Source organism: Pseudomonas sp. 21LCFQ02, from assembly GCF_024129895.2.
Lineage (GTDB): Bacteria > Pseudomonadota > Gammaproteobacteria > Pseudomonadales > Pseudomonadaceae > Aquipseudomonas.
In genome coordinates, this window is sequence record NZ_CM178749.1 from 2,913,269 (window position 1) to 2,936,030 (window position 22,762).

Annotated in this window: 20 protein-coding genes and 1 pseudogene; 9 read left to right on the top strand and 12 right to left on the bottom strand. The window is 61.8% G+C overall.

Features of this window, described 5'->3' with window-relative positions; genetic code table 11:
* Positions 1-380: 380 nt before the first annotated feature.
* Positions 381-1,700, bottom strand: coding sequence for a mechanosensitive ion channel family protein (locus NJC40_RS12940; RefSeq protein ID WP_253113631.1), 1,320 nt, complete (start codon positions 1,698-1,700; stop codon positions 381-383).
* Between the two features lie 214 nt (positions 1,701-1,914).
* Here NJC40_RS12940 and NJC40_RS12945 point away from each other — a divergent pair, with 214 nt between their 5' ends.
* Positions 1,915-2,496 carry an NAD(P)H-dependent oxidoreductase gene (locus NJC40_RS12945; RefSeq protein WP_253138961.1) on the top strand — a complete coding sequence of 194 codons (582 nt, stop codon included), beginning with the start codon at positions 1,915-1,917 and terminating at the stop codon, positions 2,494-2,496.
* 51 nt (positions 2,497-2,547) lie between these two features.
* Complete coding sequence (locus NJC40_RS12950) at positions 2,548-3,171, top strand: TetR/AcrR family transcriptional regulator (protein ID WP_253138958.1); 624 nt, start codon at positions 2,548-2,550, stop codon at positions 3,169-3,171.
* A 15-nt stretch (positions 3,172-3,186) separates the two neighbouring features.
* On the opposite strand, the gene NJC40_RS12955 is transcribed toward NJC40_RS12950, so the two are convergent.
* From NJC40_RS12955 to NJC40_RS12970, 4 genes are read right to left on the bottom strand one after another with little or no spacing between them, the layout of a single operon-like run.
* A complete protein-coding gene (locus tag NJC40_RS12955) occupies positions 3,187-4,587 on the bottom strand; it encodes an MmgE/PrpD family protein (protein ID WP_253138956.1) in 1,401 nt (466 codons plus the stop codon).
* Between the two features lie 6 nt (positions 4,588-4,593).
* A complete protein-coding gene (locus NJC40_RS12960; protein WP_253113636.1) occupies positions 4,594-5,271 on the bottom strand; it encodes an amino acid ABC transporter permease in 678 nt (225 codons plus the stop codon).
* Positions 5,268-6,053 carry an amino acid ABC transporter ATP-binding protein gene (locus NJC40_RS12965; protein ID WP_373568428.1) on the bottom strand — a complete coding sequence of 262 codons (786 nt, stop codon included), beginning with the start codon at positions 6,051-6,053 and terminating at the stop codon, positions 5,268-5,270. The genes NJC40_RS12960 and NJC40_RS12965 overlap by 4 nt, the downstream gene beginning before the upstream one ends.
* Positions 6,050-6,838, bottom strand: a complete 789-nt coding sequence (locus NJC40_RS12970; protein WP_253138953.1) for a substrate-binding periplasmic protein — start codon at positions 6,836-6,838, stop codon at positions 6,050-6,052. The genes NJC40_RS12965 and NJC40_RS12970 overlap by 4 nt, the downstream gene beginning before the upstream one ends.
* Before the next feature lie 93 nt (positions 6,839-6,931).
* Here NJC40_RS12970 and NJC40_RS12975 point away from each other — a divergent pair, with 93 nt between their 5' ends.
* From NJC40_RS12975 to NJC40_RS12990, 4 genes and pseudogenes are all read left to right on the top strand, one after another.
* On the top strand, positions 6,932-7,819 hold the full coding sequence (locus tag NJC40_RS12975; RefSeq protein WP_253138950.1) for a LysR family transcriptional regulator: 888 nt from the start codon (positions 6,932-6,934) through the stop codon (positions 7,817-7,819).
* Positions 7,820-7,925: 106 nt separating this feature from the next.
* A complete protein-coding gene (locus tag NJC40_RS12980; protein ID WP_045488607.1) occupies positions 7,926-8,429 on the top strand; it encodes a GNAT family N-acetyltransferase in 504 nt (167 codons plus the stop codon).
* 321 nt (positions 8,430-8,750) lie between these two features.
* Complete coding sequence (locus tag NJC40_RS12985; RefSeq protein ID WP_492180527.1) at positions 8,751-9,983, top strand: RNA-guided endonuclease InsQ/TnpB family protein; 1,233 nt, start codon at positions 8,751-8,753, stop codon at positions 9,981-9,983.
* A gap of 29 nt (positions 9,984-10,012) precedes the next feature.
* Positions 10,013-10,189, top strand: a pseudogene (locus tag NJC40_RS12990) (EamA family transporter); the annotation flags it as partial.
* A 9-nt stretch (positions 10,190-10,198) separates the two neighbouring features.
* On the opposite strand, the gene NJC40_RS12995 reads toward NJC40_RS12990, so the two are convergent.
* The 3 genes from NJC40_RS12995 to NJC40_RS13005 form a co-directional block, all read right to left on the bottom strand.
* Positions 10,199-11,125, bottom strand: a complete 927-nt coding sequence (locus NJC40_RS12995; RefSeq protein WP_253138944.1) for an AEC family transporter — start codon at positions 11,123-11,125, stop codon at positions 10,199-10,201.
* Between the two features lie 90 nt (positions 11,126-11,215).
* On the bottom strand, positions 11,216-12,118 hold the full coding sequence (locus NJC40_RS13000; protein ID WP_045488621.1) for a LysR substrate-binding domain-containing protein: 903 nt from the start codon (positions 12,116-12,118) through the stop codon (positions 11,216-11,218).
* A gap of 153 nt (positions 12,119-12,271) precedes the next feature.
* Positions 12,272-12,895, bottom strand: coding sequence for a hypothetical protein (locus NJC40_RS13005; RefSeq protein WP_045488623.1), 624 nt, complete (start codon positions 12,893-12,895; stop codon positions 12,272-12,274).
* 98 nt (positions 12,896-12,993) lie between these two features.
* Here NJC40_RS13005 and NJC40_RS13010 point away from each other — a divergent pair, with 98 nt between their 5' ends.
* The gene (locus tag NJC40_RS13010) at positions 12,994-13,776 is read left to right on the top strand and encodes a class I SAM-dependent methyltransferase (RefSeq protein ID WP_253138941.1); all 783 of its coding nucleotides are present in this window, start codon (positions 12,994-12,996) and stop codon (positions 13,774-13,776) included.
* 91 nt (positions 13,777-13,867) lie between these two features.
* On the opposite strand, the gene NJC40_RS13015 is transcribed toward NJC40_RS13010, so the two are convergent.
* Positions 13,868-14,503, bottom strand: a complete 636-nt coding sequence (locus tag NJC40_RS13015; protein WP_253138938.1) for a TetR/AcrR family transcriptional regulator — start codon at positions 14,501-14,503, stop codon at positions 13,868-13,870.
* A gap of 99 nt (positions 14,504-14,602) precedes the next feature.
* Between NJC40_RS13015 and NJC40_RS13020 the strand changes: the two genes are divergently transcribed.
* Together NJC40_RS13020 and NJC40_RS13025 are read left to right on the top strand one after the other, a co-directional pair.
* Positions 14,603-15,703, top strand: coding sequence for an efflux RND transporter periplasmic adaptor subunit (locus NJC40_RS13020; RefSeq protein ID WP_253138935.1), 1,101 nt, complete (start codon positions 14,603-14,605; stop codon positions 15,701-15,703).
* A gap of 6 nt (positions 15,704-15,709) precedes the next feature.
* Positions 15,710-18,775: an efflux RND transporter permease subunit gene (locus NJC40_RS13025; RefSeq protein ID WP_253138933.1), complete on the top strand. Its 3,066-nt coding sequence runs from the start codon at positions 15,710-15,712 to the stop codon at positions 18,773-18,775.
* Between the two features lie 83 nt (positions 18,776-18,858).
* On the opposite strand, the gene NJC40_RS13030 is transcribed toward NJC40_RS13025, so the two are convergent.
* Genes NJC40_RS13030 through plsB form a run of 3 tightly spaced genes read right to left on the bottom strand, consistent with a single transcriptional unit; the run spans position 18,859 to position 22,545 of the window.
* Entirely contained in the window at positions 18,859-19,548 is a 690-nt protein-coding gene (locus NJC40_RS13030; protein ID WP_045488634.1) for a DUF4197 domain-containing protein, read from the bottom strand.
* 55 nt (positions 19,549-19,603) lie between these two features.
* A complete protein-coding gene (locus tag NJC40_RS13035; protein WP_253138930.1) occupies positions 19,604-20,005 on the bottom strand; it encodes a YbaY family lipoprotein in 402 nt (133 codons plus the stop codon).
* A gap of 53 nt (positions 20,006-20,058) precedes the next feature.
* A complete protein-coding gene (gene plsB / locus NJC40_RS13040; RefSeq protein WP_253138928.1) occupies positions 20,059-22,545 on the bottom strand; it encodes a glycerol-3-phosphate 1-O-acyltransferase PlsB in 2,487 nt (828 codons plus the stop codon).
* Positions 22,546-22,762: the final 217 nt, after the last annotated feature.

Sequence of the window (22,762 nt, forward strand, 5' to 3'; positions counted from 1 at the left end):
ACAGCCGAGATGAGCGTGTGGTGAGAGGCGTTCTGCCGCTGGTAGAAAATCGTTTGTTGCTTTCCTTGATGAGAGCAATCGAGACGTCAGGCATAAAGCCTCCGATTCCATGAACATTTAAGTTGTTCTTACTGTGGTTCGCCAAGCCTGGCCTATAGGCTTCATGCATTGGCAAAGCCAGCCATTCACTGCAATAGAGCGTTGACGACCCTGGCCGCAGATGCAAGCGAACGCGGATGATGTTGGCTGGACAGGCGATGTAGGAACAGTGACTGCGCAATGCAGGGCCGATCCATGTGAGCGAGATTGATCCTGATTTCAGGGCTGCCTGTCGAGTAACGGGGACTTCAGTCCCCGCTCATTAGTGCTCCATGTGCGCGTCAAACCTGCGCCTTCTCTTTCTCAGCCTCCTTCACCGGCGGCAACGCCAACCCTCCCTGCGCGGGCTCGCGCCCGGCCAGCCCCAGACGCATGTCCGCGCCGCTCGGCTGTTGATACAGCGTCAAGCCAAACTCGGGCAGCACCGACAACAGATAGTCAAAGATATCGCCCTGAATCCGCTCGTACTCCGCCCACACCGTGGTGGTGGTGAAGCAGTAGATCTCCAGCGGCACGCCATGCTCGTCGGCGGCCATCTGGCGGACCATGCAGGTCATGTTCTGGTGCACTTCGGTGTGGTTTTTCAGGTAGGCCAGGGCGTAGGCGCGGAAGGTGCCGATGTTGGTCATGCGACGGCGGTTGGCGGCCATGGCGGCGACGTTGCCTTGCGCGTGGTTCCACTCCTTGAGCTCGGCCTGTTTGCGGGTCATGTACTCGGTGAGCAGCTTGACGCCGGACAGGCGCTGCTCTTCTTCGTCGGTCAGAAAGCGGATGCCGCTAACGTCGATGAACAGACTGCGCTTGATGCGTCGCCCGCCCGATTGCTGCATGCCCCGGTAGTTGCGAAAGCTCTCGCTCATCAGCCGCCAGGTAGGGATCGAGACGATGGTCTTGTCGAAATTCTGCACCTTGACGGTGTGCAGGGTGATATCGACCACGTCGCCATCGGCGCCGACCTGGGGCATTTCAATCCAGTCGCCGACGCGCAGCATGTCATTGCTGGTCAGCTGCACGCTGGCGACGAACGACAGCAGGGTGTCTTTGTAGACCAGCAGGATGACCGCCGACATTGCACCCAGACCCGACAACAGCAGCAGCGGCGAGCGGTCGATCAGGGTGGCGATGATGATGATCGTGGCGAAGATGTAGAGAATCATCTTGGCCAGTTGCACATAGCCTTTGATCGAGCGGGTCCGCGCGTGCACGGTACGCGCGTAGATATCCAGCAAGGCGTTGAGCAGCGCACCGATGGCGAAGGTCATGAACAGGATGGTGAACGCCATGGCAATGTTGCCCAGCACGTTCTTGCCGGCAGTGCTCAGCTCCGGCACCAGATTCAGGCCGAACTGGATGACCAGCGACGGGGTCATCTGCGCCAGCCGGTGAAAGACCTTGTTGTGACGTAGATCGTTGAGCCACTGCAGCGAGTGCTGGCGGCCCAGGGCCTTGACCGTATGCAGCACCACAAAGCGTGCCAGGCGACCCAGTATCAGCGCTGCGACCACCAGCAGCAGCAGGCCGAGGCCGGCTTGTACCCATGGGTGCTTTTCCAGCAGGCTCCATAGCTCTTGAGCACGGAGCATGAGTGATTTGGTATCCATTGCGACGAAAGGGCACTCTTGGTGAATGAACCGGCGATTAGAACATCCACGGATGACAGATGGCAGGCGTGATCGGAAAAAAGGCAGGATCTGACAGGCCGGGTTCAAGCCGTTGATGCATGCTGAGTTTACTAAATACCAAAAGCATCCTACCTTTGGTATTTAGTGCGTTGCGGCCAGCGACGTGTAATCAACGGGTTTCAGGAGCCATTCCATGCATGCATTGATTGTCGTCGCCCATGCCGATCAGCAGTCGTTCACCCACGCGGTGACGGCTGAAGTCGCAAAAGGCATCACCGATTCGGGCCACACCCTTGAGGTCGCCGACCTGAGTGAGCAGGGCTTTGACCCACGCTTCGGCGCGCCAGACCTGGCGAAGTTCCGCAATCAGGCCGAGGTGCCTGACGATGTCCGATTTGAACAGCAGCGTATCGAACGCGCTGGCGCGCTGGTGCTGGTCTATCCGATCTATTGGTGGTCGTTCCCTGCGTTGCTCAAGGGCTGGATCGACCGGGTGTTCACCAATGGCTGGGCTTATGAAGAGCGGGCCGATGGTGGCCTGGACAAAAAACTCGGTGATCTGAATGTGCATTTGCTGGCGATTGGCGGGGCGAACCTGCGCACGTTTGCCCGTCACGGTTACTTTGGCGCGATGCGTACCCAGATCGACCATGGCATTTTCGATTATGTCGGCGCGTCGGTGCGTACCTCGGAGTTGCTTTTGCCCGCCGAAGGGAGTTTTCCCCAGGCGCACTTGCAGATAGCACAAGACATCGGCCGTCGGGTATTTGCCTGAGCCGGGCAGGTGCGGCAGTATGCGGGCGCATTCGATAAGCAAAGGCCAGACATGTCGACTCACCCAGAGCCAAGCCAGCACAGCACGCCCCGCCCGCGCACGCGCATGACCCGGCAAGACCGCTTCGTGCAGTTGCTGCAGGTGGCCTGGCAACTGGTCAGCGAGGAGGGCACCGATGCCCTGACTCTGGGGCGCCTGGCGGAGGCAGCAGGCATCACCAAGCCCACGGTGTACGAACACTTCGGAACCCGTAACGGCTTGCTGGCGGCGCTGTACCAGGATTTTGAAAGCCGTCAGAACCACATCATCGATGAGGCCATCGCGGCCGGTGAGCCAACCCTGCAGGGCAAGGCCCAGGTCATCGCGGCCAGTTATATCGCCTGCGTACTCACCGAAGGCCGCGAGATTCCCGAAGTGCTGGCCGCGCTCAGCGGCTCGCCGGAGCTCGCCTCCCTGAGAAAGGCCTGCCAGAAAAGCTACATCGAAAAGTGCCGCCGGGTGCTGGCGCCTTTCGCCGGGGCGGCAGGGTTGTCGCAGGCGGCCTTGTGGGCAATGTTGGGGGCGGCTGATTCGCTTGCGGCTGTGGCAGTGGAAGGCGAGATCAGCGAGCAGCAGGCGGTGGATGAGTTGTATCAGGTGATTGTCGAGATGCTGCGCAGGCAGGCGCAGGCCTGACGCTCTTGCAGGCCGCTAGGCCCTGGCACTGCCCATCCATTGGCCACTTCCGGCCGGATAGTTCGCATCACTCCCGCTCGCCAGCAGGTTACGAATAAACCGCTCAGGCTCGCGGACCCGCCCCTGCAGGTTGGCCTGCGCCTTGGCGATCACTTCCATATCCGCCATGGGCCGTTTCTCGCTGCCATAGGGCGTCGCCTGGGCGGCCTGTATCGCCTCGCCATTGCTGTGAACCAGAGTCACCTGCGCACCTGGCTGACGATCTGCGCTGAGCCAGCGGGCATCGAGTTCCGGGTCGACGTCGGCGTGGACTTTCGCCGCCAGGGCCCGCAGCTCTGGCGAATGCAGGTTCGCTTCGCTGTACCAGTCGGTTGCCGGCAACTGCATCAGGGTGGCCGCCAATGTGTAGGGCAGGCTGAACTGCGCGTCGGTGGCGCTGGCCGGCGCGTAGACCATGAAGTCGTCGCACAGGCGTGCAAAGGTGCGCACATTAATCTGCGCAATGTCTTCTGGCGCCCAGCCGCTGGTGCGAATCAATTGCTGTGCACATTCCAGTGCGGTGGCCAACCAGCGGCAGGCCGGGTAGCGCTTGAAGCTGCCGAAGCGCAGATACCAGTCGCACCTCAGGCCTTCGATCAGGTCTCGTTCGGCAAAGCGGTCGGAGCCGATCATGCGCCAGTAGCCTTGCGGCCCGTCCAGTACATCCTGGCTGCCGGCCAGCCCGGCGCGAGCCATCAGCGCAGCCTGCACCCCGGCCTGGGCGGCCGGGGCCACGCCATCCTTGAGGGTGACGATAGGCCGCTGTTGCCAGTTGTATTTGTGCAGGCTCGGCACGCAGGCCAGGGTGGCGGCGAAGCCCAGGGTATGGTGCATCTGCTGTTCATCGAAGCCGCAGGCGCGGGCGTAGACCACCGCGGCGCCAATGGCCTGGTGCTGGGCCACGCCGTAGGCCTTGGCGAAGCTTTCGGCGCTCGGTTGCAGGGCGTTGATCAGGCGATTGTTGATCTCGAAACCCGCTGCCAGGGCGGCCAGCAGGTCGGCTTCGCTGATCGCACCCGGATGACTGTCCAGCGCGGCCATGGCGGCGGCTACCAGGCTGGAGCCTGGATGACCCATGCCTTTGCCGTCGATTTCCACGCCGTCGTCATGGTCAAGGGCGTTGATGATGAAGGCGTTGGCAAAGGCTGCCGCCGCCGGGCTGTAGTCACTGCTGCCGGCGAATACCTGGCACTGGCCCAGGCCGCCGCTGGCCCGCGCCAGCGCCCGGGCCTGGTCACCCAGCCCGGTGCCGCTGGCCGCCCAGCCGCAGCCCAGGGCATCGAGCACGTGGAGTTTGAGCTTGGTAACCAGGGTGGGCGGCACGTCGCTCAGTTGCAATTGGCAGGCGAATCGCGCCAGGGTTGTCGTCAGGGTCATGAGAGGTCAACGCTTGAAGTATCGGGCCTGCACACGTCGTTCGATACGGCTGGCCAGCAGCGACAACGGCAGGATGGTAATGATGAAAAACAGCGCAACGAAGGTCAGGGTTTCCAGCGGTCGGAAGGTTGCGGTGCTTAATCGTTGTCCTTCGTACAGCAACTCGCCCACGGCGATGTAGCTGCCCAGTACCGAGTTTTTCACGGCCATTACGCACTGCCCGACGAAGGCCGGCAGGATGCGTAAAAAAGCAATCGGCGCACTGATGCGCCATAGCACCTGCAACGGTGTCATGCCGTTGGCCAGGCCCGCTTCGATGTGCCCGGGGTCTACGGCCTGCAGCCCGGAGCGGAAGATCTCGGCGAAGAACACACTGGTGTACAAGCCCAGCGCCAGGGCGCAGGTCCAGTAGCCCGACAGCTTCAGGCCCACCAGAATCGGCAGGCAGTAATAAGCCCACACCACCAGCACCAGCGGTGGCACTGCGCGGACGGTTTCGATCACCGCCTGGGCCGGCAGGCGTAGCACCCGGGCCTGGGCGCCACGCAGCAGCGCCAGCAGCACACCGAGGCCAATGCCCAGGGTCAGTGACACGGCAAGGATGCGCAGCGTGGTGAGAATGCCGCCCAGCAGCAGTTCCCGGTAGGTGAACAGGACGCTGAAGTCCCACTGATAGTCGATCATTTTTCGGGGCCCTCCTGCACCGCGCGTTGCGTACCGAGAAAGCGTCGCACCGGCGCCGAGGCAGGCCGGGCCAGCAGCGCCTGCGGTGAGCCTTCATCAATGATACGGCCCTGGTCGAGCAGCAGAATGCGATGGCAAACCTGCAGGGCAAAGTTCATTTCGTGGGTCACCACGATCATGGTGGTGCCGCTTTTGGCCAGATCGGTCATCACGGCCAGCACTTCGCCGACCAGTTCCGGGTCCAGCGCCGAGGTGGGCTCGTCGAACAGGATCAGCCGCGGCTTCATGACCAGCGCCCGGGCAATCGACACCCGTTGCTGCTGACCGCCGGAGAGGGTCACCGGGTAGGCGTCTGCCTTGTGCTCCAGGCCCATGCGCCGCAGGGCTGCCAGCCCCTCTTCGATGGCTTGCTCGCGGGGCACGCCACGCACGATACGCGGCGCTTCGGTGACGTTTTCCAGCACTGTGCGGTGCGGCCACAGGTTGAAATGCTGAAAAACCATGGCCATGGCAGCACGTTGGCGGGCCAGCACGCGAGTCGGGACCGGACGCCGTTGTGGCCCGTGAACGCCGATTTCCTCGCCGTCGAGCCACACCTGGCCGCTGTCCGGGCGCTCCAGCCGGTTCAGGCAGCGCAGCAGCGTCGACTTGCCCGAGCCGCTGGATCCGATCATCCCCAGCACTTCGCCGGCGGCCAGTTCGAATGACACCTCATGCAGCACCGGACGGCCATGAAAGGCCTTGCCCAGTGCGTTGACGCGCAGCAGGGGGGCGTTGCTCACTGAGGCACCGGCACGTGTTTAGCCCAGATACGCGCCAGAGTGCCGTCTTTTTCCAGGGTTTCCAGGCGCTGGTCCAGCCAGGCACGCAGTTGCGCACGGTCCTTGCGCAGGCCCATGTTGGTCGGTTGCTCCTGCACCGGCGACGGAATGACCATGGTGCCCTGGCCGCGCTTGGTGATGTACAACGCCATCTGCACATCGTTGGTCAGCATCGCGTCGGCGCGGCCGCTTTCCACTTCCAGTTGCAGCGCATCATTGTTGGGCACGATCACCCATTGAGTTTGGGTCAGCTTCGGTTGCAGCAGGTTCGCGGCAGCCGAGCCATCGATGGCCGACAGCTTGATGGCGGAGGTGTTGATCTTGTCCCAGGTGGCATAGCGGCTGGCGTCTTTTTCCAGGGTCAGCACGCCAATCTTGTGGGCACCCATCGGCCGGGTGAAGTCCACGGCCTTGGCTCGTTCGGGGGTGTTGTTGAAACCGCCCAGCAGGTCGAAGCGATTCGATTGCAGGCCGGCCACCGCGGTGCCCCATTGTGTGTCAACGTACTCGACCTGCACATCGGTACCTTCGAGTACGGCCTGGACGATATCTGGCACCAGACCGGTCCACTGGTTGCTCAACAGATCCTTCTGATACCAGGGCGCGGCATTGACCGCACCGACGCGCAACAGATGACCGCCCAGAGCATCGGCAGGCTGAGCGGCTTGAACGTTGCCCAGGCTTGCACCGACAAAGGTGCCCAGCAACGTTACCAAGGTGGTCAAACGAGTAATGAACGGCTTCATGACATTCCCTGTAGGCTATAAAGAAATCCAGTCTATGAACTATAGTTCATGTATTGAAATTCATATTTAGCATAAGTTTATTCCGTTATGGCGATGAGCAATAAGCAGCTTGAGGTGTTCGTCCGGGTGGTGCAGCTCGGTTCGGTGACCGCCACCGCGCAGGCCCTGGGGATGTCTCAACCCTCGGTAAGCAAAAGCCTGGCACTCACCGAGCAGCAGTTGGGTTTCACCCTGTTCGAGCGCAGCGGCGGCAAGATGAAAGCCACCGCCGAGGCCCGCCAGATGTTCGACGAGGCGCTGCGTATGCAGGAGGGCATTGCCCGCTTCGAGCGGTTTGTCGATAACGTCAAGCGCTACCGGGTGGGGCAGTTGCGTGTCTGTGCCACCCCGGCGCTGGCGATCAACGTGTTGCCGTTGATCGCGCCCAAGCTGCGCCAGGCCTTTCCCGATCATGGGCTGGTGTTGGACATGTACCTCAACAACGAGATCGAGGACGCCATCGCGCGTCGTCAGTACGATCTGGGGTTTCTCATCCAGCCGCTGGACGAGCAGGCGCCACCGGCCGGGCTGGTATGCGCCGGGCGCATGGTCTGTGTGATGCAGGACGGGCATCCGCTGGCCGGGCGGGCGGCGGTCAACTGGGCTGACCTGGACCCGCGTGAGGTCATCTACATCACCACCGACCCGCGCCTGGTGGCAATGATGGCCAGTGCCGTTCCGGGCTTTCGTGAACGGCCGGTGTCGTCGCTGGAGACCAACCGCTACAGCCTGGCCATCAACCTGGTTCGTCAAGGCCAGGGGATGACCATCGTCGACGAGTTTTCCCTGGCCGGCACGCCGCGCCAAGGCCTGGCGGTACTGCCGTTCGAGCCGGCCATGCCTGTTGCCGTAGTGGCGGCGATGGCCGGGCGCAGTTCGATGAGCGATACCGTGCTGCGCTGCATTGACGCGCTGCGCGAAGTCCTGGAGGCCGCGCGATGACAGGGTTGCTATCGGCCATATTTTGTTAACAATAGCGGCCCTGATTTCATGGCGCGCCAATCGGCATGCTGTGCCTTCTTTATCTTCATTACATTAAGGTCCGTTGATGAGCGACCTCACCGTCGAGCTGATCCCCACCGCCCCTGACCAGATTGATCTGATCCGCAACCTGTACCAGTTCTATGCCTACGAGTCTTCCGACTGGGAGCAACAGGACGTCGAGCTCGATGGCCGTTACTACATTCATGAAGAGCATCTGGTGCGCTACTGGCAGGAGCCTGACTGGAGCGCCAGCGTGTTGCTGATCGATGGCGAGGTGGCGGGGTTCATGCTGGTGGAGCGAAGCGAGTTGCCGGGTATCGATGCACTGGAGTTGGCCGACCTGTTCATCCTCAAGAAGTACCGGCGTCGCGGAATCGGTCGGGCACTGATGGGCCAGGTGCTGATGAGCGGTCACGAGAACTGGCTGGTGCGCTACTCCCAGCAGGACGATGCGGCCAATGCGTTCTGGAACAAGGTGCTGGAGGATCTGCCGCGCCCGGCCAGGGCCATCGAACTGGACGACGACCCGGAGCTGGTCAATTACCTGGTGACGCGGGTAACGCATTAACACGCCTGTTAGGGGTGAATGCCTGTCAGTCGAGGCCAATCACGACTGCTTTCCCGCATTGTCCTGACCATCGAGGCGCGACAAGCCCCGCCGTTCAGGGCGGGGACGGATAGCGCGGACGGCGTAGCCGTCCCTGGTTGCCGTGGGGTGTCTGCTGCTGTTCGATATCCGCACCGCTGCAGCATGATGCGCAGTAACACGGCGACACAGATGCCCCTCTACGGCGGTATTTCGTTACAAAGACCCCATGGGCATGCACCTTGAAAACACCGTGCCGTCCGCGCCTAATGTCGTCTTCATTGCTCATGGCTCAAGAGCAGGATGCAACGACTTCAAGCCTTCAAGTACGAACTCATGCCAGACGGTCAGCAGGAGCGGCAAATGCGCCGCTTTGCGGGTTCCTGTCGCTTCGTCTTCAACAAGGCGCTGGCGTTGCAGAAGGAGCGCCACGAGCAAGGCGAGAACAAGCTCGGCTATGCGGGCCTGTGCAAGTTGCTGACCGAATGGCGCAATAGCCCGCAAACCGAATGGCTGGCCGATGCGCCTGTTCACCCATTGCAACAGAGCCTCAAGGATCTGGACCGGGCCTACACCAACTTCTTCGCCAAGCGAGCCGACTTTCCCCGGTTCAAGAAGAAGGGACAGCGCGACAGTTTCCGCTATCCCGACCCGAAACAGATCAAGCTCGACCAGACCAACAGCCGCCTGTTTCTGCCAAAGCTGGGCTGGCTGCGCTACCGCAACAGCCGCGAGACGCTGGGTACTGTGAAGAACATCACCGTGAGCCAGTCGTGTGGCAAGTGGTTCGTGAGCATCCAGACCGAACGAGAGATCGATGAGCAGCCCACGGCGCAGGGTGCGGCAGTTGGCATCGACATGGGCATTGCCCGGTTCGCCACGCTTTCGGATGGTTCGTTCTACGCACCCCTGAACAGCTTCAAACGCCATGAAACCGCGCTGTGCAAAGCGCAGCAGGCGATGAGCCGCAAGGTCCAATTCAGCCGCAACTGGAAGAAGGCGAAAGCCTGCGTCCAGCGCATTCATTCCCGCATCGGCAATGCCCGCCGCGACTACCTGCACAAGTGCTCGACCACGATCAGCCAAAACCACGCGATGGTGTGTATCGAGGACTTGCAGGTACGGAATATGTCCAGGTCGGCGGCAGGCACGGCCGAGGCACCGGGAAGAAACGTTCGGGCCAAATCTGGCCTGAACAGGGCCATCCTCGATCAGGGCTGGTTCGAGTTCCGCCGCCAACTGGACTACAAGCTGGCGTGGCGCGGCGGCTGGCTGATTGCCGTGCCGCCGCAGAATACCAGCCGCACGTGCCCCTGTTGCGGCCATGTGTCGGCGGCCAACCGCCAGACGCAAGCGCTGTTCAGGTGTGTGGGATGTGGTTTTGAAGGCAACGCCGATGTGGTCGGCGCGATCAATATACTAAGGGCGGGACACGCCCGGTTAGCCTGTGAAGTGAGCGCAGAGGTCATGGCGCCAGCAGCAGGAACCCACCGAAGCGACTCGGGGGCGGCTCGATGCCGCGCCTTAGCGCCGTAGGAATCTCCGGCCTTCAGGCCGGGGAGGATGTCAACGGTGCTTTGTCGTTCATCTACCCGGTGGCGGCGATCTTCGTCGACTGGCTGGCTTTCGATCATCGCCTCGATTGGCAGCAATGGCTTGGCGTGGCTGCGATCCTGTTGGCCGCCGCCGGTATGCAGCAAGGCTGGTGGTGGCGGTCGGGCAGGATCAACGCCCGGGCATGACACGAGAAATCAGATCCAGCCCGACAAGCCAATCATCACCACCGGCAACGCCACTGCGGCAATCACCGTCTGCATCGCAATGATCCCGGCCATCAACGGTGCATCGCCACCCAGTTGCCGGGCCATGATGTAAGACGACGAAGCGGTCGGCAGGCTCTGGAACATAATCGCTGCGATTGCCGCATCACCGCGCAAGCCCAGTGCATGGCAGGCCAGCAGCGTCACCCCTGGCATCACCAGGAATTTTGACAGTGACGACATGCCCACTGGCTTCAGCCAACTGCCCGCGGTCGAGAAATTCAACGCCGCCCCCACACACAACAGTCCCAGCGGCAATGAAGCCTGGCCCAGCGCCTTGAGTGCGGGCTCAAGTCCTGCGACCAAGGGGACTTCAGCCCACTGCAGGAAAATACCGAGAAAGCACGCCAGCACCAGCGGATTGAGCGCCAGTTGCCTGAGTGTGGCCTTGAGCGACAACCGTCCGGCACTGCCGTAGCGGGCAAACACCAGCACGCAGAGAATATTCACAGTCGGTACGATGGTCGCGTTGGCCACCGCTGCCAGGGCGATACCGTGGCTCCCGAACAAGCCGGCCGCCGCCGACACTCCCACATAGTTATTGAAGCGGATACTGCCCTGAAACAGCGAGGTGAAGGCTGCATCATCGACCTTGAACAGCCCGCGCAACGTGACGAACGCGACGGCGACCCCGACCGTTGACAGCACCAGAACGCTGACCATCTCGCGTACCGGCACCTCATCGAGTTGTGCCGTCGCCAGGCTGTGCAGGAACAGCGACGGCAGCAGCAGGTAATAGCCCAGGCGTTCAGCCTGCGGCCAGAAGGCCTCGCTGAGAAACTGCCGATGGCGCAGCCAGGCGCCCAGAGCAATCAGTAAGGCGATGGGCAACAGGGCCAGAATCAGGGCGGTGGTCATGGCGTGCCTCAACACAGAGAGTCGAGTCACGATAACGGCAGCCAAAGGCAAGAAAAATCGATATTAACTTGAGGCTTTCTCAAGTAATTCTCATGGGTTGGGCTGCCCTGCGAATGACCGATCGATGGCCTGTGCCCGCACCGCCTCTGCCAGCGCCACCGCCAGACGTCCGGCGGGGCGGTCTTCGCGTTCCAGCAGCACCACACGGCGCATCCGTTGCGGCTCGCCGAACGGCAGGCACACCAGCTCAGCGAAGACTGTGAGGTTATGCGCCGAGATCGGAATCACGGCAACTCCCAAACCCTTGGCGACCATGCGGATGATCGCGTCCTGGCTGTCCAGCTCCATGCTGGTCTGGACCCGCAAACGCTGGCGACGCAGTTCGCGTTCGATGGTGCGCCCGGCCCAGGCGCGGCGGTCGAAGCGGATAAACGGATAACTCTGCAACAGGCGTTTGGCATCGCGGCTTGGCGCTGAGGGGGGGGCAATGATCCAAAAGCCCTCCTCGAACAATGTGGTGCTGACCAGGCCATGCGGGTAAGGCTTGACCGGCTCGGTGGTAATGGCGGCGTCCAGATCACCGGCGTCGATCAGCCCCGCCAGTTCGGCCGACATCCCCGATGAGACGTTGACCCGCAAGTGCGGATGACTGGCGCCCATCGCCGCCAGCGCTGCTGGCAGCACACCGGCCAGCGCGGTCTGGATCGCGCCTATGCGCAGCCGCCCGCGTAATTCGCTGCCATCACCCAGTTCGGCGGCGATGCTGTCGTAGAGGGCCAGGATTTCCCGGGCACGCTCCACCGCCAGATGGCCGGCTTCGGTCAGTACCGGCAAACGCCGCGCACGGTCGAACAGCGGCGCATTGAATTCCTCTTCCAGGCCGCGTACATGCAGGCTGACTGCCGACTGGGTCAGATGCACCGCCTCGGCGGCCCTGGCAAAGGAGCCGTGTTGGGCAATGGCGACCAGCGTGCGCAAGGCGCGTAAAGACATGGGGGGGCTCCGAACGGCGGGAACTAAGGCGTGGCCTGAGCAGCATAATCAATCGGCTGATCAGGCGGCCAGATTCATAGCCGTAGTTCGCTGTCCAGAGTACTTGGCTTAGAGCCGGAGCGGGCTTGGTCGCGAAGCGAGCAGCAGGGAAGGTCAGGCGACCTGACGCAGGTTTTGCAGAATCAGGGGCCGTGCCCAGCCATTGTCGAAGTCCAGTGCACGCTGCTGACTGACCAGGGTTGCTTGGTCGTAAGGCTCGGCCGGCTTCTCGGCCAGATCCCATTCCAGCTCGGCGATCGGCAAATGCAGCGGGCGAGGTCGTGGGGCGGCGCTTGGCGACTTGCCACTGTCATCGTACGCATGGAACACCGTCGGGCGAACCCACTCGGTATCGAACTCCAGGTTACGCTGCTGCTCGATCAGTTCCATGGCACTGAATGGTTCGGCAGCCGGTGGCAGCAGATCCAGTTCAAATTCGGCAATCGGCAGAAACAGCGGCTCAGGAGGACGCACTTGAGTGTCAGTCACCGGGCAGGCGCGCTGTTCAACGATTTTGCTCAGGGTTTGGGCGCCAGCAATCGGCTCACCGGTGCTTTGATCCAGAATTTCAGGGAAAGCGGTTGTAGTGACCGCCTTGTCATCGCCAGACTGTTCGGCCATTGCTCGGGCAAACGCATCTGACCAGAGCTGGGTTACATCCCCCAGGACCCGGTTGTTGCGCAGGCTGAAGTCGCCACTGTGCGACAAGTACCCGATTGATTGAACATTATCTGACATGGCGATCAGTACTGACTCTGGCTCTGGCAAAATGCCTGATACCGAAGTTATCGGCCGCTTTGGCCGATCATTAATTTATTTTTCGAGTGTGTAAAGCCATGAGCGAGCAGTCAGGTGGCAGCGTGATCCGGGTCGAAGCCCTGGACCCGGCCGGGCAGGAACAAGCCCATTACTGGGCGCAGCGTCTCGGTTTGGCGTTGCAGGCCGAACAGGCCGACTTTGCCTTGCAGATCAGCGCCGACGGCCTGCAGTTGCAGCAACTGGGCAAGGATGCGCCCGGTGCGGTGCGGGTGGATTTCGTCGACGGTGCGGCAGCGCACCGACGCTTGTTCGGCGGTGGCAGCGGGCAGATGATTGCCAAGGCGGTGGGCCTGCAACCCGGTGTGCGGCCACGGGTGCTGGATGCCACGGCGGGGCTGGGCAAGGACGCTTTCGTACTTGCTACTCTGGGCTGTGAAATGCAGTTGATCGAGCGTCAGCCGATCATCGCCGCGCTGCTCGAAGACGGTCTGGCCCGTGGCCGGCAAGACGCCGAGGTGGGCGAAATCCTGCGTCGCATGCAATTGCTGAGCGGTAATTCCATCGAGCTGATTCGCAACTGGCAGGGCGAGCCGCCGCAGGTTATCTACCTGGACCCGATGTTTCCGCACCGCGACAAGAGCGCGCTGGTGAAAAAGGAAATGCGCCTGTTCCGCCCGCTGGTCGGTGACGACCTCGATGCCCCGGCGCTGCTGCATGCCGCTCTGGCGCTGGCCAGCCATCGGGTGGTGGTCAAACGCCCGCGCAAGGCCCCGCCTATCGAAGGTGCCAAGCCGGGCTATACCCTGGAGGGCAAGTCCAGCCGGTACGACATCTATCCGAAGAAAGCGCTAAAACCCTGAGGCTTGCATTTGTAGGAGATGCTCGTAGGAGCTGCTTTAGCAGCGAAACACGGTAAGGCTTTCGCGGCTAAAGCGTAGCGCCGCCCGGTCGCTACGGTTTTGCATAAGCCCTGACGAACAGCTTCACCACCTCCTGCACGTGGGCCTCGACACTGGCCGGGTCGCGCTCGGCGCAACAGCCTACCAGCAGGCGAAAGTGGTCGATGCCCTTGATCAGACTGAGAAAGTGCCCCGCCGCGCTGTGCGGCGACGGGATCTGCAACTGCCCGCTCTGATCGGCACGGATCATGAAACGCTGCATGCCGTCGAGCACCCGTTGCGGGCCCGCCTTGAAAAAGGTCTGCGACAGGAGCGGGTCCTGAATCCCCAATGTGGCCATCAAACGGTGCAATTGCAGGGATTCGGGGCTATTGATCAAGTGCTCGAAGGCCCGGGCAATCGTCAGCAGCATGTCTGCCACGGGCAAGTTGTCGTTGAATTCGAAATACGGATCAGGCAACAGCTCTTCGCAGCAAGCGGTCACCGCCTCGATGAACAAGGTTTCTTTGTCAGTGAAATGGCTATAGACGGTGAGCTTGGACACCCCGGCTTCGCTGGCGATGCTGTCCATGCTGGTGCCGGTGTAGCCATGCCGGATGAACAGGTTTTTCGCGGCCTCAAGGATGGCACGGCGCTTTTCCAGATCCTTGGGACGGCCAGGGCCAGGTGTGGACGGTAAATCAGGCATTTTTGGGTCTAATAATGTACTGGTGAGTTTTGTATTTTTTAATATACTCGCCGGTACAAATATTCCAAGCCCACACTCACGGAAGAATCCGCCTACATCATGCCGCGTCATATCCTGTCTCCGATCCTCGCTATCGGCTTGGTAACGCTACTGACCGCTTGTGGTCAGGAAGCAGCTGCGCCAGTTACCGTCCGTCCGGCTCTGGTGGTGCAACCCCTCCCTGCGTCACGTTCCATGGACAGCTACCCCGGTGAGGTCCGTGCCAGGTTCGAGCCGGAGCTGGCCTTCAGAATCGGCGGCAAGGTCAGTCGCCGCCTGGTCGAGGAGGGGCAGCGGGTCAAGGCCAACCAGCCGCTGGCTGAGCTCGATGCTCAGGATGTACGCCTGCAACGCGAGGCGATGCGTGCTCAAGTGACAGCGGCCGAGGCCAACCTGCAACTGGTGCGCGCCGAGCGCGACCGCTACAAAACCCTGCTGGGCAAGCAGATGGTCAGCCAGTCGCAATACGACAATGCCGAAAACCTCTATCGCTCTGGTGAGGCGCGCCTCAAGCAGCAACGCGCGGAACTTACCGTGGCCGATAACCAGGCCGACTACACCGTATTGCGGGCGCCGCAAGAGGGCGTGATTGCCAGGCGTGCCGTGGAGGTCGGCCAGGTGGTCGCTGCCGGGCAGACAGTCTTCACCCTGGCCGCCGATGGTGAGCGGGAGGTGAGTATCAGCCTGCCGGAGCAGAATTTTGCCCGCTTCAAGATCGGTCAGCCGGTTACGGTCGAACTGTGGACCCAACGTGACCGGCGTCTGCCGGGGCGGGTTCGCGAGCTCTCGCCAGCCGCCGATCCGCGTTCGCGCACCTTCGCGGCCCGCATTGCATTCGAGGCCGGTCAGGTGCCGGTCGAGCTGGGCCAGAGCGCGCGGGTCTATGTCGCCAACGAGCATGCAGTCGCGTTGGCGGTGCCGTTGTCAGCGGTCAGTGCCGAGCAGGGCGCCAGCTATGTCTGGCGGGTTGAGGCTGACAGCACCCTCAAACGTGTTGCCGTGCAGCTTGGGCCATGGGGCCAGGAAACCGTGCCGGTGCTCGAAGGGCTGCGCGCCACCGATTGGGTGGTGGCCGCTGGCGTACATGTGCTGCGCGAAGGTGAGCGAATCCGCCCGGTGGATCGCAGTAACCGGGTGGTCGACCTGGCTGGCAAGGAGTAACCTGCGATGCACTTCAACCTTTCCGAATGGGCGCTGCGGCATCGCCAGGTGGTGCTGTACCTGATGATCGTGCTGGCCGTGGTCGGTGCGTTGTCTTATAGCAAGCTGGGGCAGAGCGAAGACCCGCCGTTCACCTTCAAGGTCATGGTGGTTCGTACCCTGTGGCCGGGTGCCAGCGCCGAGGAAGTGGCGCGTCAGGTCACCGACCGGGTCGAGAAAAAGCTGATGGAAACCGGCGAGTACGAACGCATGACCTCGTTCTCCCGGCCCGGTGAGTCCACGGTGATCTTCATGGCCCGCGATTCGCTTTTTTCGGCGTTCCTGCCCGAGCTGTGGTACCAGGTGCGCAAGAAGGTCGGCGATATCCGGCACACCCTGCCGGCCGGGGTGCAGGGGCCATTCTTCGATGACGAGTTCGGCACCACGTTCGGCAATATCTACGCGCTGACCGGCCAGGGCTTTGACTACGCGGTGCTCAAGGATTATGCCGAGCGCATCCAGATTCGCCTGCAGCGGGTCAAGGATGTCGGCAAGGTCGAACTGATCGGCGTGCAGGACGAGAAAATCTGGATCGAGCTGTCCAACGTCAAACTGGCGACCCTGGGGGTTCCATTGCAGGCTGTCCAGCAGGCGCTGGAAGCGCAGAACGTAGTGGCCTCGTCGAGCTTCTTCGAAACCTCACAGGAGCGTATTCACCTGCGGGTCAGCGGGCGCTTTGTATCGGTCGATGAGATTCGTGACTTCCCGATCCGCGTCGAGGGTCGAACCTTGCGTATCAGTGACCTGGCCGAGGTGACGCGTGGTTTCAACGATCCTCCGGCGCCAGGCATGCGCTTCATGGATCAGGACGCGATTGGCGTGGCCGTGGCAATGAAAGGCGGCGGCGATATCCTGGTGCTGGGCAAAGCGCTGCAAGCCGAGTTTGCCCGCTTGCAAGCCAACCTGCCGGCCGGCATGGAACTGCGCAAGGTGTCTGATCAACCGGCGGCGGTGCGCACCGGCGTGGGCGAGTTCGTTCAGGTGCTGGCCGAGGCGTTGATCATCGTCCTGCTGGTGAGCTTTTTCTCATTGGGCGTACGCACTGGCATGGTAGTGGCGCTGGCCATCCCGTTGGTGCTGGCAATGACCTTTGCCTGCATGCTCTATCTGGGCATCGGCCTGCACAAGATTTCGCTGGGCGCGCTGGTACTGGCGCTGGGGTTGCTGGTGGACGACGCGATCATTGCCGTGGAAATGATGGCGATCAAGATGGAGCAAGGCTACGACCGGCTCAAGGCGGCCAGCTTTGCCTGGACCAGCACCGCGTTCCCGATGCTCACCGGCACCTTGATTACGGCAGCAGGCTTTCTGCCCATCGCCACTGCACAATCGAGCACCGGTGAGTACACCCGCTCGATCTTCCAGGTCGTGACCATCGCCTTGCTGGCCTCGTGGGTGGCGGCGGTGATGTTCGTCCCATGGCTGGGTGAAAAACTGCTGCCGGACCTGGCGAAAAAGCACGCGCTGCGGCATGGCAGCGGGGTTGAGCCTGACCCCTACGCGACGCCGATGTACCAGCGGGTACGGGTGGTGATCGAATGGTGCGTGCGGCGCCGCAAGACGGTGATTGTTGCCACCGTGGCGCTGTTTGTACTGTCGCTGGTGATGTTCCGCTTCGTGCCGCAGCAGTTCTTCCCGGCGTCCGGACGTCTTGAGTTGATGGTTGACCTGAAGCTGGCCGAAGGCGCGTCGCTGAGCAATACCACCGAACAGGTCAAACGCCTGGAGGCACTGCTCAAGGATCATCCCGGTATCGAAAATTATGTGGCCTATGTCGGCACCGGTTCACCGCGTTTCTACCTGCCGTTGGACCAGCAACTGCCCGCAGCGAGCTTTGCCCAGTTTGTGGTACTGGCCAAGACCATCGAAGACCGTGAGCAATTGCGCAGTTGGCTGATCAGCGCCCTTAATGAGCAGTTCCCGACCTTGCGCTCACGAGTGACCCGGCTGGAGAACGGCCCGCCGGTCGGCTACCCGGTGCAGTTCCGGATTACCGGCGAACACATCGACGAGGTTCGGGCGCTGGCGCGTAAGGTCCAGGCCAAAGTGCGCGAGAATCCGCACGTGGCCAACGTCCACCTGGACTGGGAAGAGCCCAGCAAGGTGGTGCATTTGAACATCGACCAGGACCGCGCCCGGGCACTGGGGGTGAGCAGCGGCGACGTGGCGAAATTCCTCCAGTCGTCGCTGACCGGCTCCAGCGTCAGCCAGTTTCGTGAAGACGATCAGTTGATCGATATCGTCATGCGCGGCACCCGCAGTGAGCGTGAGCGGTTGCAGGACCTGTCGAGCCTGGCAGTGCCGACCAGCAACGGCACAAGCATCGCTCTGGCGCAGATCGCGACCCTCGAATACGGTTTCGAAGAAGGCGTCATCTGGCATCGCAACCGCCTGCCGAACGTCACGGTGCGCGCTGACATCTACGGTCCACAGCAGCCGGCTAGCCTGGTCAAGGAGATTCTGCCGAGCCTTGCCCAGGTGCGTGCCGAACTGCCCGATGGCTATCTGCTGGAGGTCGGCGGTACGGTGGAGGATTCCGAGCGTGGCCAGAGCTCGGTCAATGCCGGGGTGCCGTTGTTCATCGTGGTGGTGCTGACCCTGTTGATGATCCAGCTGCGCAGCTTTTCGCGGATGTTCATGGTGTTCATCACCGCGCCACTGGGGCTGATAGGCGTGACCCTGTTTCTGTTGGTGTTCAACCAGCCGTTCGGCTTTGTGGCCATGCTCGGCACCATCGCCCTGTCGGGAATGATCATGCGCAACTCGGTGATATTGGTCGATCAGATCGAACAGGACATCGGCTCCGGGCAAGACAGCTGGCACGCGATCATCGACGCCACGGTGAGGCGCTTCCGCCCCATCGTACTCACCGCGCTGGCCGCAGTGCTGGCGATGATCCCGCTGTCACGCAGCCTGTTCTTCGGCCCGATGGCGGTGGCAATCATGGGTGGCCTGATCGTCGCCACGGCCCTGACCCTGCTGTTCTTGCCGGCCTTGTATGCGGCGTGGTTCAGGGTGAAAAAGCCGGAGTAGGACCGGCCGGGCGACGATCCGCTTTGGTCGGGGAAAGAGTCGATGCTTTCCCGGCTAAAGCCGGTCCTACGGGAGCCGCGAGATCACAGCGCGCCAAATACCTTCTTCGCCAGGCTGGTCGCGGCCGCGGCCGGGTTGGCGCGGATGCTCTGCTCCTGCTTGGCAATCATCTCGAACAAACCATTGAGCGCCTGCTCGGCCACATAGTTTTCGACGTTGGCGTTCTTCGCGTCCAGCACGCCCAGCGCGGCAGCCTGGCCAGCGAAAGCGTTGTATTTCTGCGCCACGCCAACCTTGTCGGTGGCCTGCTTGACGATCGGCAGGAACTTGGCGCGAATCGCCTCACGACTGGTTTTGTCCAGGTATTGGGTAGCCGAATCCTGGCCGCCGCTGAGAATCGCCTTGGCATCAGCCACGGTCATCTTCTTCACCGCATCGACCAGCAACGCCTGAGCCTGTGGCACCGCGGCCTCGGCGGCCTGGTTCATGCTGGTTTCGAGTTGATCGACCTCAGCGCCCATACCGAATTGGCGCATCTTCTTGGCGACCTTGCCCAGATTGCCCGGCAGTTCAATGCGCACGTCCTGGTTATTGCTGAAACCGCCCGGTGTGCCCAGTTGCTTGACCGCGATCTGCGCACCCTGGGTCAGGGCATCCTTGAGTCCGCCACTGGCGTCCGATTGCGACAGATCGCTCAGCGACAGGGCGAAGACATTGGCCGAGAGCAACAGGCCTGCACACAGGCCAGCGAAAGTGAACGAGGGGCGAAACATGGCAGGATCCTTTTCCGGTTGAAACATCTTGAATGGAGCAAGTGCTGCAAGAGTATCAGGGAAGTGCCGGATTGACCCGGATGCGCAGCGGCTGCCGGTCACTGCCATCCAGATTCACGCTGTGCCGCTCAGTGCTGATGAACAACAGGCGCCCGTCGGCCTCTATGCGCGCGCTGACGGCGTAGCTGTGGCCGGGCGTCACCTGCGCAGGATCGTATTGCAGGTGAAAAGGCAGTGGTACCTGAGTGTTGATGGGCGTGTTGTACTGGGCCAGCGTGGTCGCTGGTGCGTCGGCGCGTGACACGTCTTGCAGGCTGACACTCAGCGTCGCGGCAGGCGGCAGGGCACTGCGTTGCAGGTAGAACACCTCGCCTTCAAGGCTGGCGATGCCGGGTTTGTGCATGGCCGAGCAAGCACTCAGTAGTGCTGTCAGGGCGATAAGGGGGATGGCTTTCATGCCGGGGCTCCTTGAGAAACCGCCTGCCCGGAGCAGGCGGGTTGAACATAACACTAGCCAGCTGCAGGTGCTTCGTCGTCTGCGCCCTGCAACGTGACCTGGTGAATCGACAGGCGGATTTCTGCGGTCAGTACCCGCTTGGCGGCGCCTTCGGCCATCTCGCCAAGCTGCGGGTGGTAGCTGAGTTTGCCATTGATGTCTTTGCGCAATACGCCCTGGTCGAGCAGGGTCTGGATGAAGTGGCGGAACAGGCTTTTGTCGAAGAACTCCGGCGCATTGAGGCCATGCAGGATCGACAGGCGCTGTGCCATGACTGTGCACAAGTCTTCCAGTTCTTCTGCGCTCAGCGCGTGCTGGCCGTTATCCAGCAGCAGCGCGACAGCCATATAGAAGCGTTGCAGGGTCTGGGCGATGGCGCGTGACAGCACAGTCAGTTGCACGAACTCCCGCGAGCTGGGCTCGGGGCGCAGGTACACGTCATTTTCCAGGCGCAACAGACCTTGCTCGACAAACGCTGCCAGCCACTGTTCGATGATTTCGTCCAGTTCGGCCAGCGACCAACGGATGAACAGCTCCGACTGCAGATAAGGGTACAGGGCACGGGTGTAGCGCAGGATCAACTCGCGGCTCATCCGTGACCAGCTCTGGAAGAAGCAGGCCAGCAGCGAGGGCAGGGCAAAGATATGCAGGACATTGTTGCGGTAGTAGGTCATCAACACCGCGTTCTGCTCGTCCAGATAATAGATGCGCCCCAGCGCGTCCTTTTGCTCGGCCAGCAGTTCCATGCTTTTCACATGCTCGATCAGCGCCTTGCCGTCACCGTCCGGCAGCGTGGTGTGCGCGGAGTAAGGCACCTGGCGCAGTAGCGTCAGGAACAGATCCAGGGTGCGCTCCAGCGCCTGGTCACCCAGTGCCAGGCGCGGCGTGGACAGCAAGGCCAGGGCCACCAGATTGACCGGGTTGATGGCGGCCGCCTCGTTGATCCGTTGCGCCACGCGCTCGGCCAGCTGGTTAGTGGTCGTGCTCAGCCATTGCGGGCGATCGTGCGGGCCGACCGACTGCTGACGCCAGTCTGGTTGTTGCTGGTCAAGAAATTCAGCCAGGCGGATCGGTTCGCCAAAGTTGACCGCCACCTCGCCGAAGCGTTTTTTCAGCGCGCCGAAGACCTTGAACAGATCGAACACCGATTCTTTCTTTTTGGTCTTGCCGCGCAATTCACCCAGATAGGTACGGCCTTCGAGTACCCGTTCATAACCGATATAGACCGGCACGAAGACCAGCGGCATGCGTGGATTACGCAAAAAGCTGCGCAAGGTGATGGCCAGCATGCCGGTCTTGGGTTGCAGCATGCGCCCGGTGCGCGAGCGGCCGCCTTCGACAAAGTATTCGACCGGGAAGCCTTTGCTGCACAGGGTGTTGAGGTATTCGTTGAATACCGTGCTGTAGAGCGGATTGCCTTTGAAGCTGCGGCGCATGAAAAACGCCCCGCCACGGCGCAGCAGGTTACCGACCACCGGCATGTTGAGGTTGATCCCGGCGGCGATGTGCGGCGGGGTCAGGCCATTGCGGAACAACAAATAGGAGAGCAGCAGGTAGTCGATGTGGCTGCGGTGGCACGGCACGTAGACCACCTCATGCCCTGGTGCGACCTTTTGCACGTTCTCGATGTGATTGACCTTGATACCGTCGTAGATCTTGTTCCAGAACCAGCTGAGCAGCACTTCCATGAAGCGGATGACGGTATAGGTGTAGTCCGAGGCGATCTCGTTGGCATAGCCCAGCACCTGCTCACGGACCTTGGCTTCAGGCAGGTTGTCGCGTTCGGCGGCTTCCTTGATCGCTTGCACCACCAACGGTGCTCTGATCAGGTCCTTGACCAGATTGCGTCGGTGCGAAACGTCCGGGCCGATAACCGAACTGCGCACATTGCGAAAATGCACCCGCAGCAGCCGCTGGGTCATGCGCAGGGTCAGGGCCGGTCCCTTGTTCTGCGCCAGCAGGTCGCGCAAGTGAATGGGCGCGGAAAACTGCACACGGGTCTTGCGGCCCAGAATCAGAATGGTCACCAGCCGCCGCAACCGCCCGGTCACCGCCCAGCTGTCAGCGAACAGCAACTTCCAGGCGCTGGACTCATGGTCGGGCGACTGCCCCCAGAACACACTCACCGGAATGATCTGCGCATCCTCGCCCGGATACTCATTGAGCGTATTGAGCAACCGCTCCAGCACCGGTGGCGCCCCGCGTTTGTCATGGCGCCCCAGCCAGTCTGGCTCCGGGGTCAGATAGAAGAACCCGGCTGGCTCTAGCTGACCATTGACCGCGACTTCCAGTACCGGACGCGGCAGGCCCACCTTGGTGCACTCCCGATCCACCACTGCCAGATCACTCAGCGCTGGCGACTGCAAGGCATAAAACACCGGCTTGCTGCGATCCAGATCCAGCTTCAGCGACGACTGATTGATCGTCTCCGAACGAACCCAGAGAAACAACACACGGCGCAAGGCACCGAAGACAAGGCGGTGCAACGGAGATCGGGTCATACGGAGTCTGCTAACAAGGAAGGCATGGGCGGCCGGGGCGACAGTGTGCCGTATCCGCCAGGGAACGGCAAAAAGACCGGTGTCGTCTATTGGTGTCAAGAATCGTAGGAAAGTTCGCAGCGACAGCCCCAAGCAGGAGCTCGCTGTCCATGCTTGGCTCGTGATCTTGCTCTGCTGTAGTTTTGCTTTTGCTCTCGAACCAAGATGGCGCAGACGA

Bases quoted from the DNA above. Each gene is read 5' to 3' on its own strand.
- NJC40_RS12940 (WP_253113631.1), bottom strand. From the start codon at position 1,700: ATGGATACCAAATCACTCATGCTCCGTGCTCAAGAGCTATGGAGCCTG.
- NJC40_RS12945 (WP_253138961.1), top strand. From the start codon at position 1,915: ATGCATGCATTGATTGTCGTCGCCCATGCCGATCAGCAGTCGTTCACC.
- NJC40_RS12950 (WP_253138958.1), top strand. From the start codon at position 2,548: ATGTCGACTCACCCAGAGCCAAGCCAGCACAGCACGCCCCGCCCGCGC.
- NJC40_RS12955 (WP_253138956.1), bottom strand. From the start codon at position 4,587: ATGACCCTGACGACAACCCTGGCGCGATTCGCCTGCCAATTGCAACTG.
- NJC40_RS12960 (WP_253113636.1), bottom strand. From the start codon at position 5,271: ATGATCGACTATCAGTGGGACTTCAGCGTCCTGTTCACCTACCGGGAA.
- NJC40_RS12970 (WP_253138953.1), bottom strand. From the start codon at position 6,838: ATGAAGCCGTTCATTACTCGTTTGACCACCTTGGTAACGTTGCTGGGC.
- NJC40_RS12975 (WP_253138950.1), top strand. From the start codon at position 6,932: ATGAGCAATAAGCAGCTTGAGGTGTTCGTCCGGGTGGTGCAGCTCGGT.
- NJC40_RS12980 (WP_045488607.1), top strand. From the start codon at position 7,926: ATGAGCGACCTCACCGTCGAGCTGATCCCCACCGCCCCTGACCAGATT.
- NJC40_RS12985 (WP_492180527.1), top strand. From the start codon at position 8,751: ATGCAACGACTTCAAGCCTTCAAGTACGAACTCATGCCAGACGGTCAG.
- NJC40_RS12995 (WP_253138944.1), bottom strand. From the start codon at position 11,125: ATGACCACCGCCCTGATTCTGGCCCTGTTGCCCATCGCCTTACTGATT.
- NJC40_RS13000 (WP_045488621.1), bottom strand. From the start codon at position 12,118: ATGTCTTTACGCGCCTTGCGCACGCTGGTCGCCATTGCCCAACACGGC.
- NJC40_RS13005 (WP_045488623.1), bottom strand. From the start codon at position 12,895: ATGTCAGATAATGTTCAATCAATCGGGTACTTGTCGCACAGTGGCGAC.
- NJC40_RS13010 (WP_253138941.1), top strand. From the start codon at position 12,994: ATGAGCGAGCAGTCAGGTGGCAGCGTGATCCGGGTCGAAGCCCTGGAC.
- NJC40_RS13015 (WP_253138938.1), bottom strand. From the start codon at position 14,503: ATGCCTGATTTACCGTCCACACCTGGCCCTGGCCGTCCCAAGGATCTG.
- NJC40_RS13020 (WP_253138935.1), top strand. From the start codon at position 14,603: ATGCCGCGTCATATCCTGTCTCCGATCCTCGCTATCGGCTTGGTAACG.
- NJC40_RS13025 (WP_253138933.1), top strand. From the start codon at position 15,710: ATGCACTTCAACCTTTCCGAATGGGCGCTGCGGCATCGCCAGGTGGTG.
- NJC40_RS13030 (WP_045488634.1), bottom strand. From the start codon at position 19,548: ATGTTTCGCCCCTCGTTCACTTTCGCTGGCCTGTGTGCAGGCCTGTTG.
- NJC40_RS13035 (WP_253138930.1), bottom strand. From the start codon at position 20,005: ATGAAAGCCATCCCCCTTATCGCCCTGACAGCACTACTGAGTGCTTGC.
- plsB (WP_253138928.1), bottom strand. From the start codon at position 22,545: ATGACCCGATCTCCGTTGCACCGCCTTGTCTTCGGTGCCTTGCGCCGT.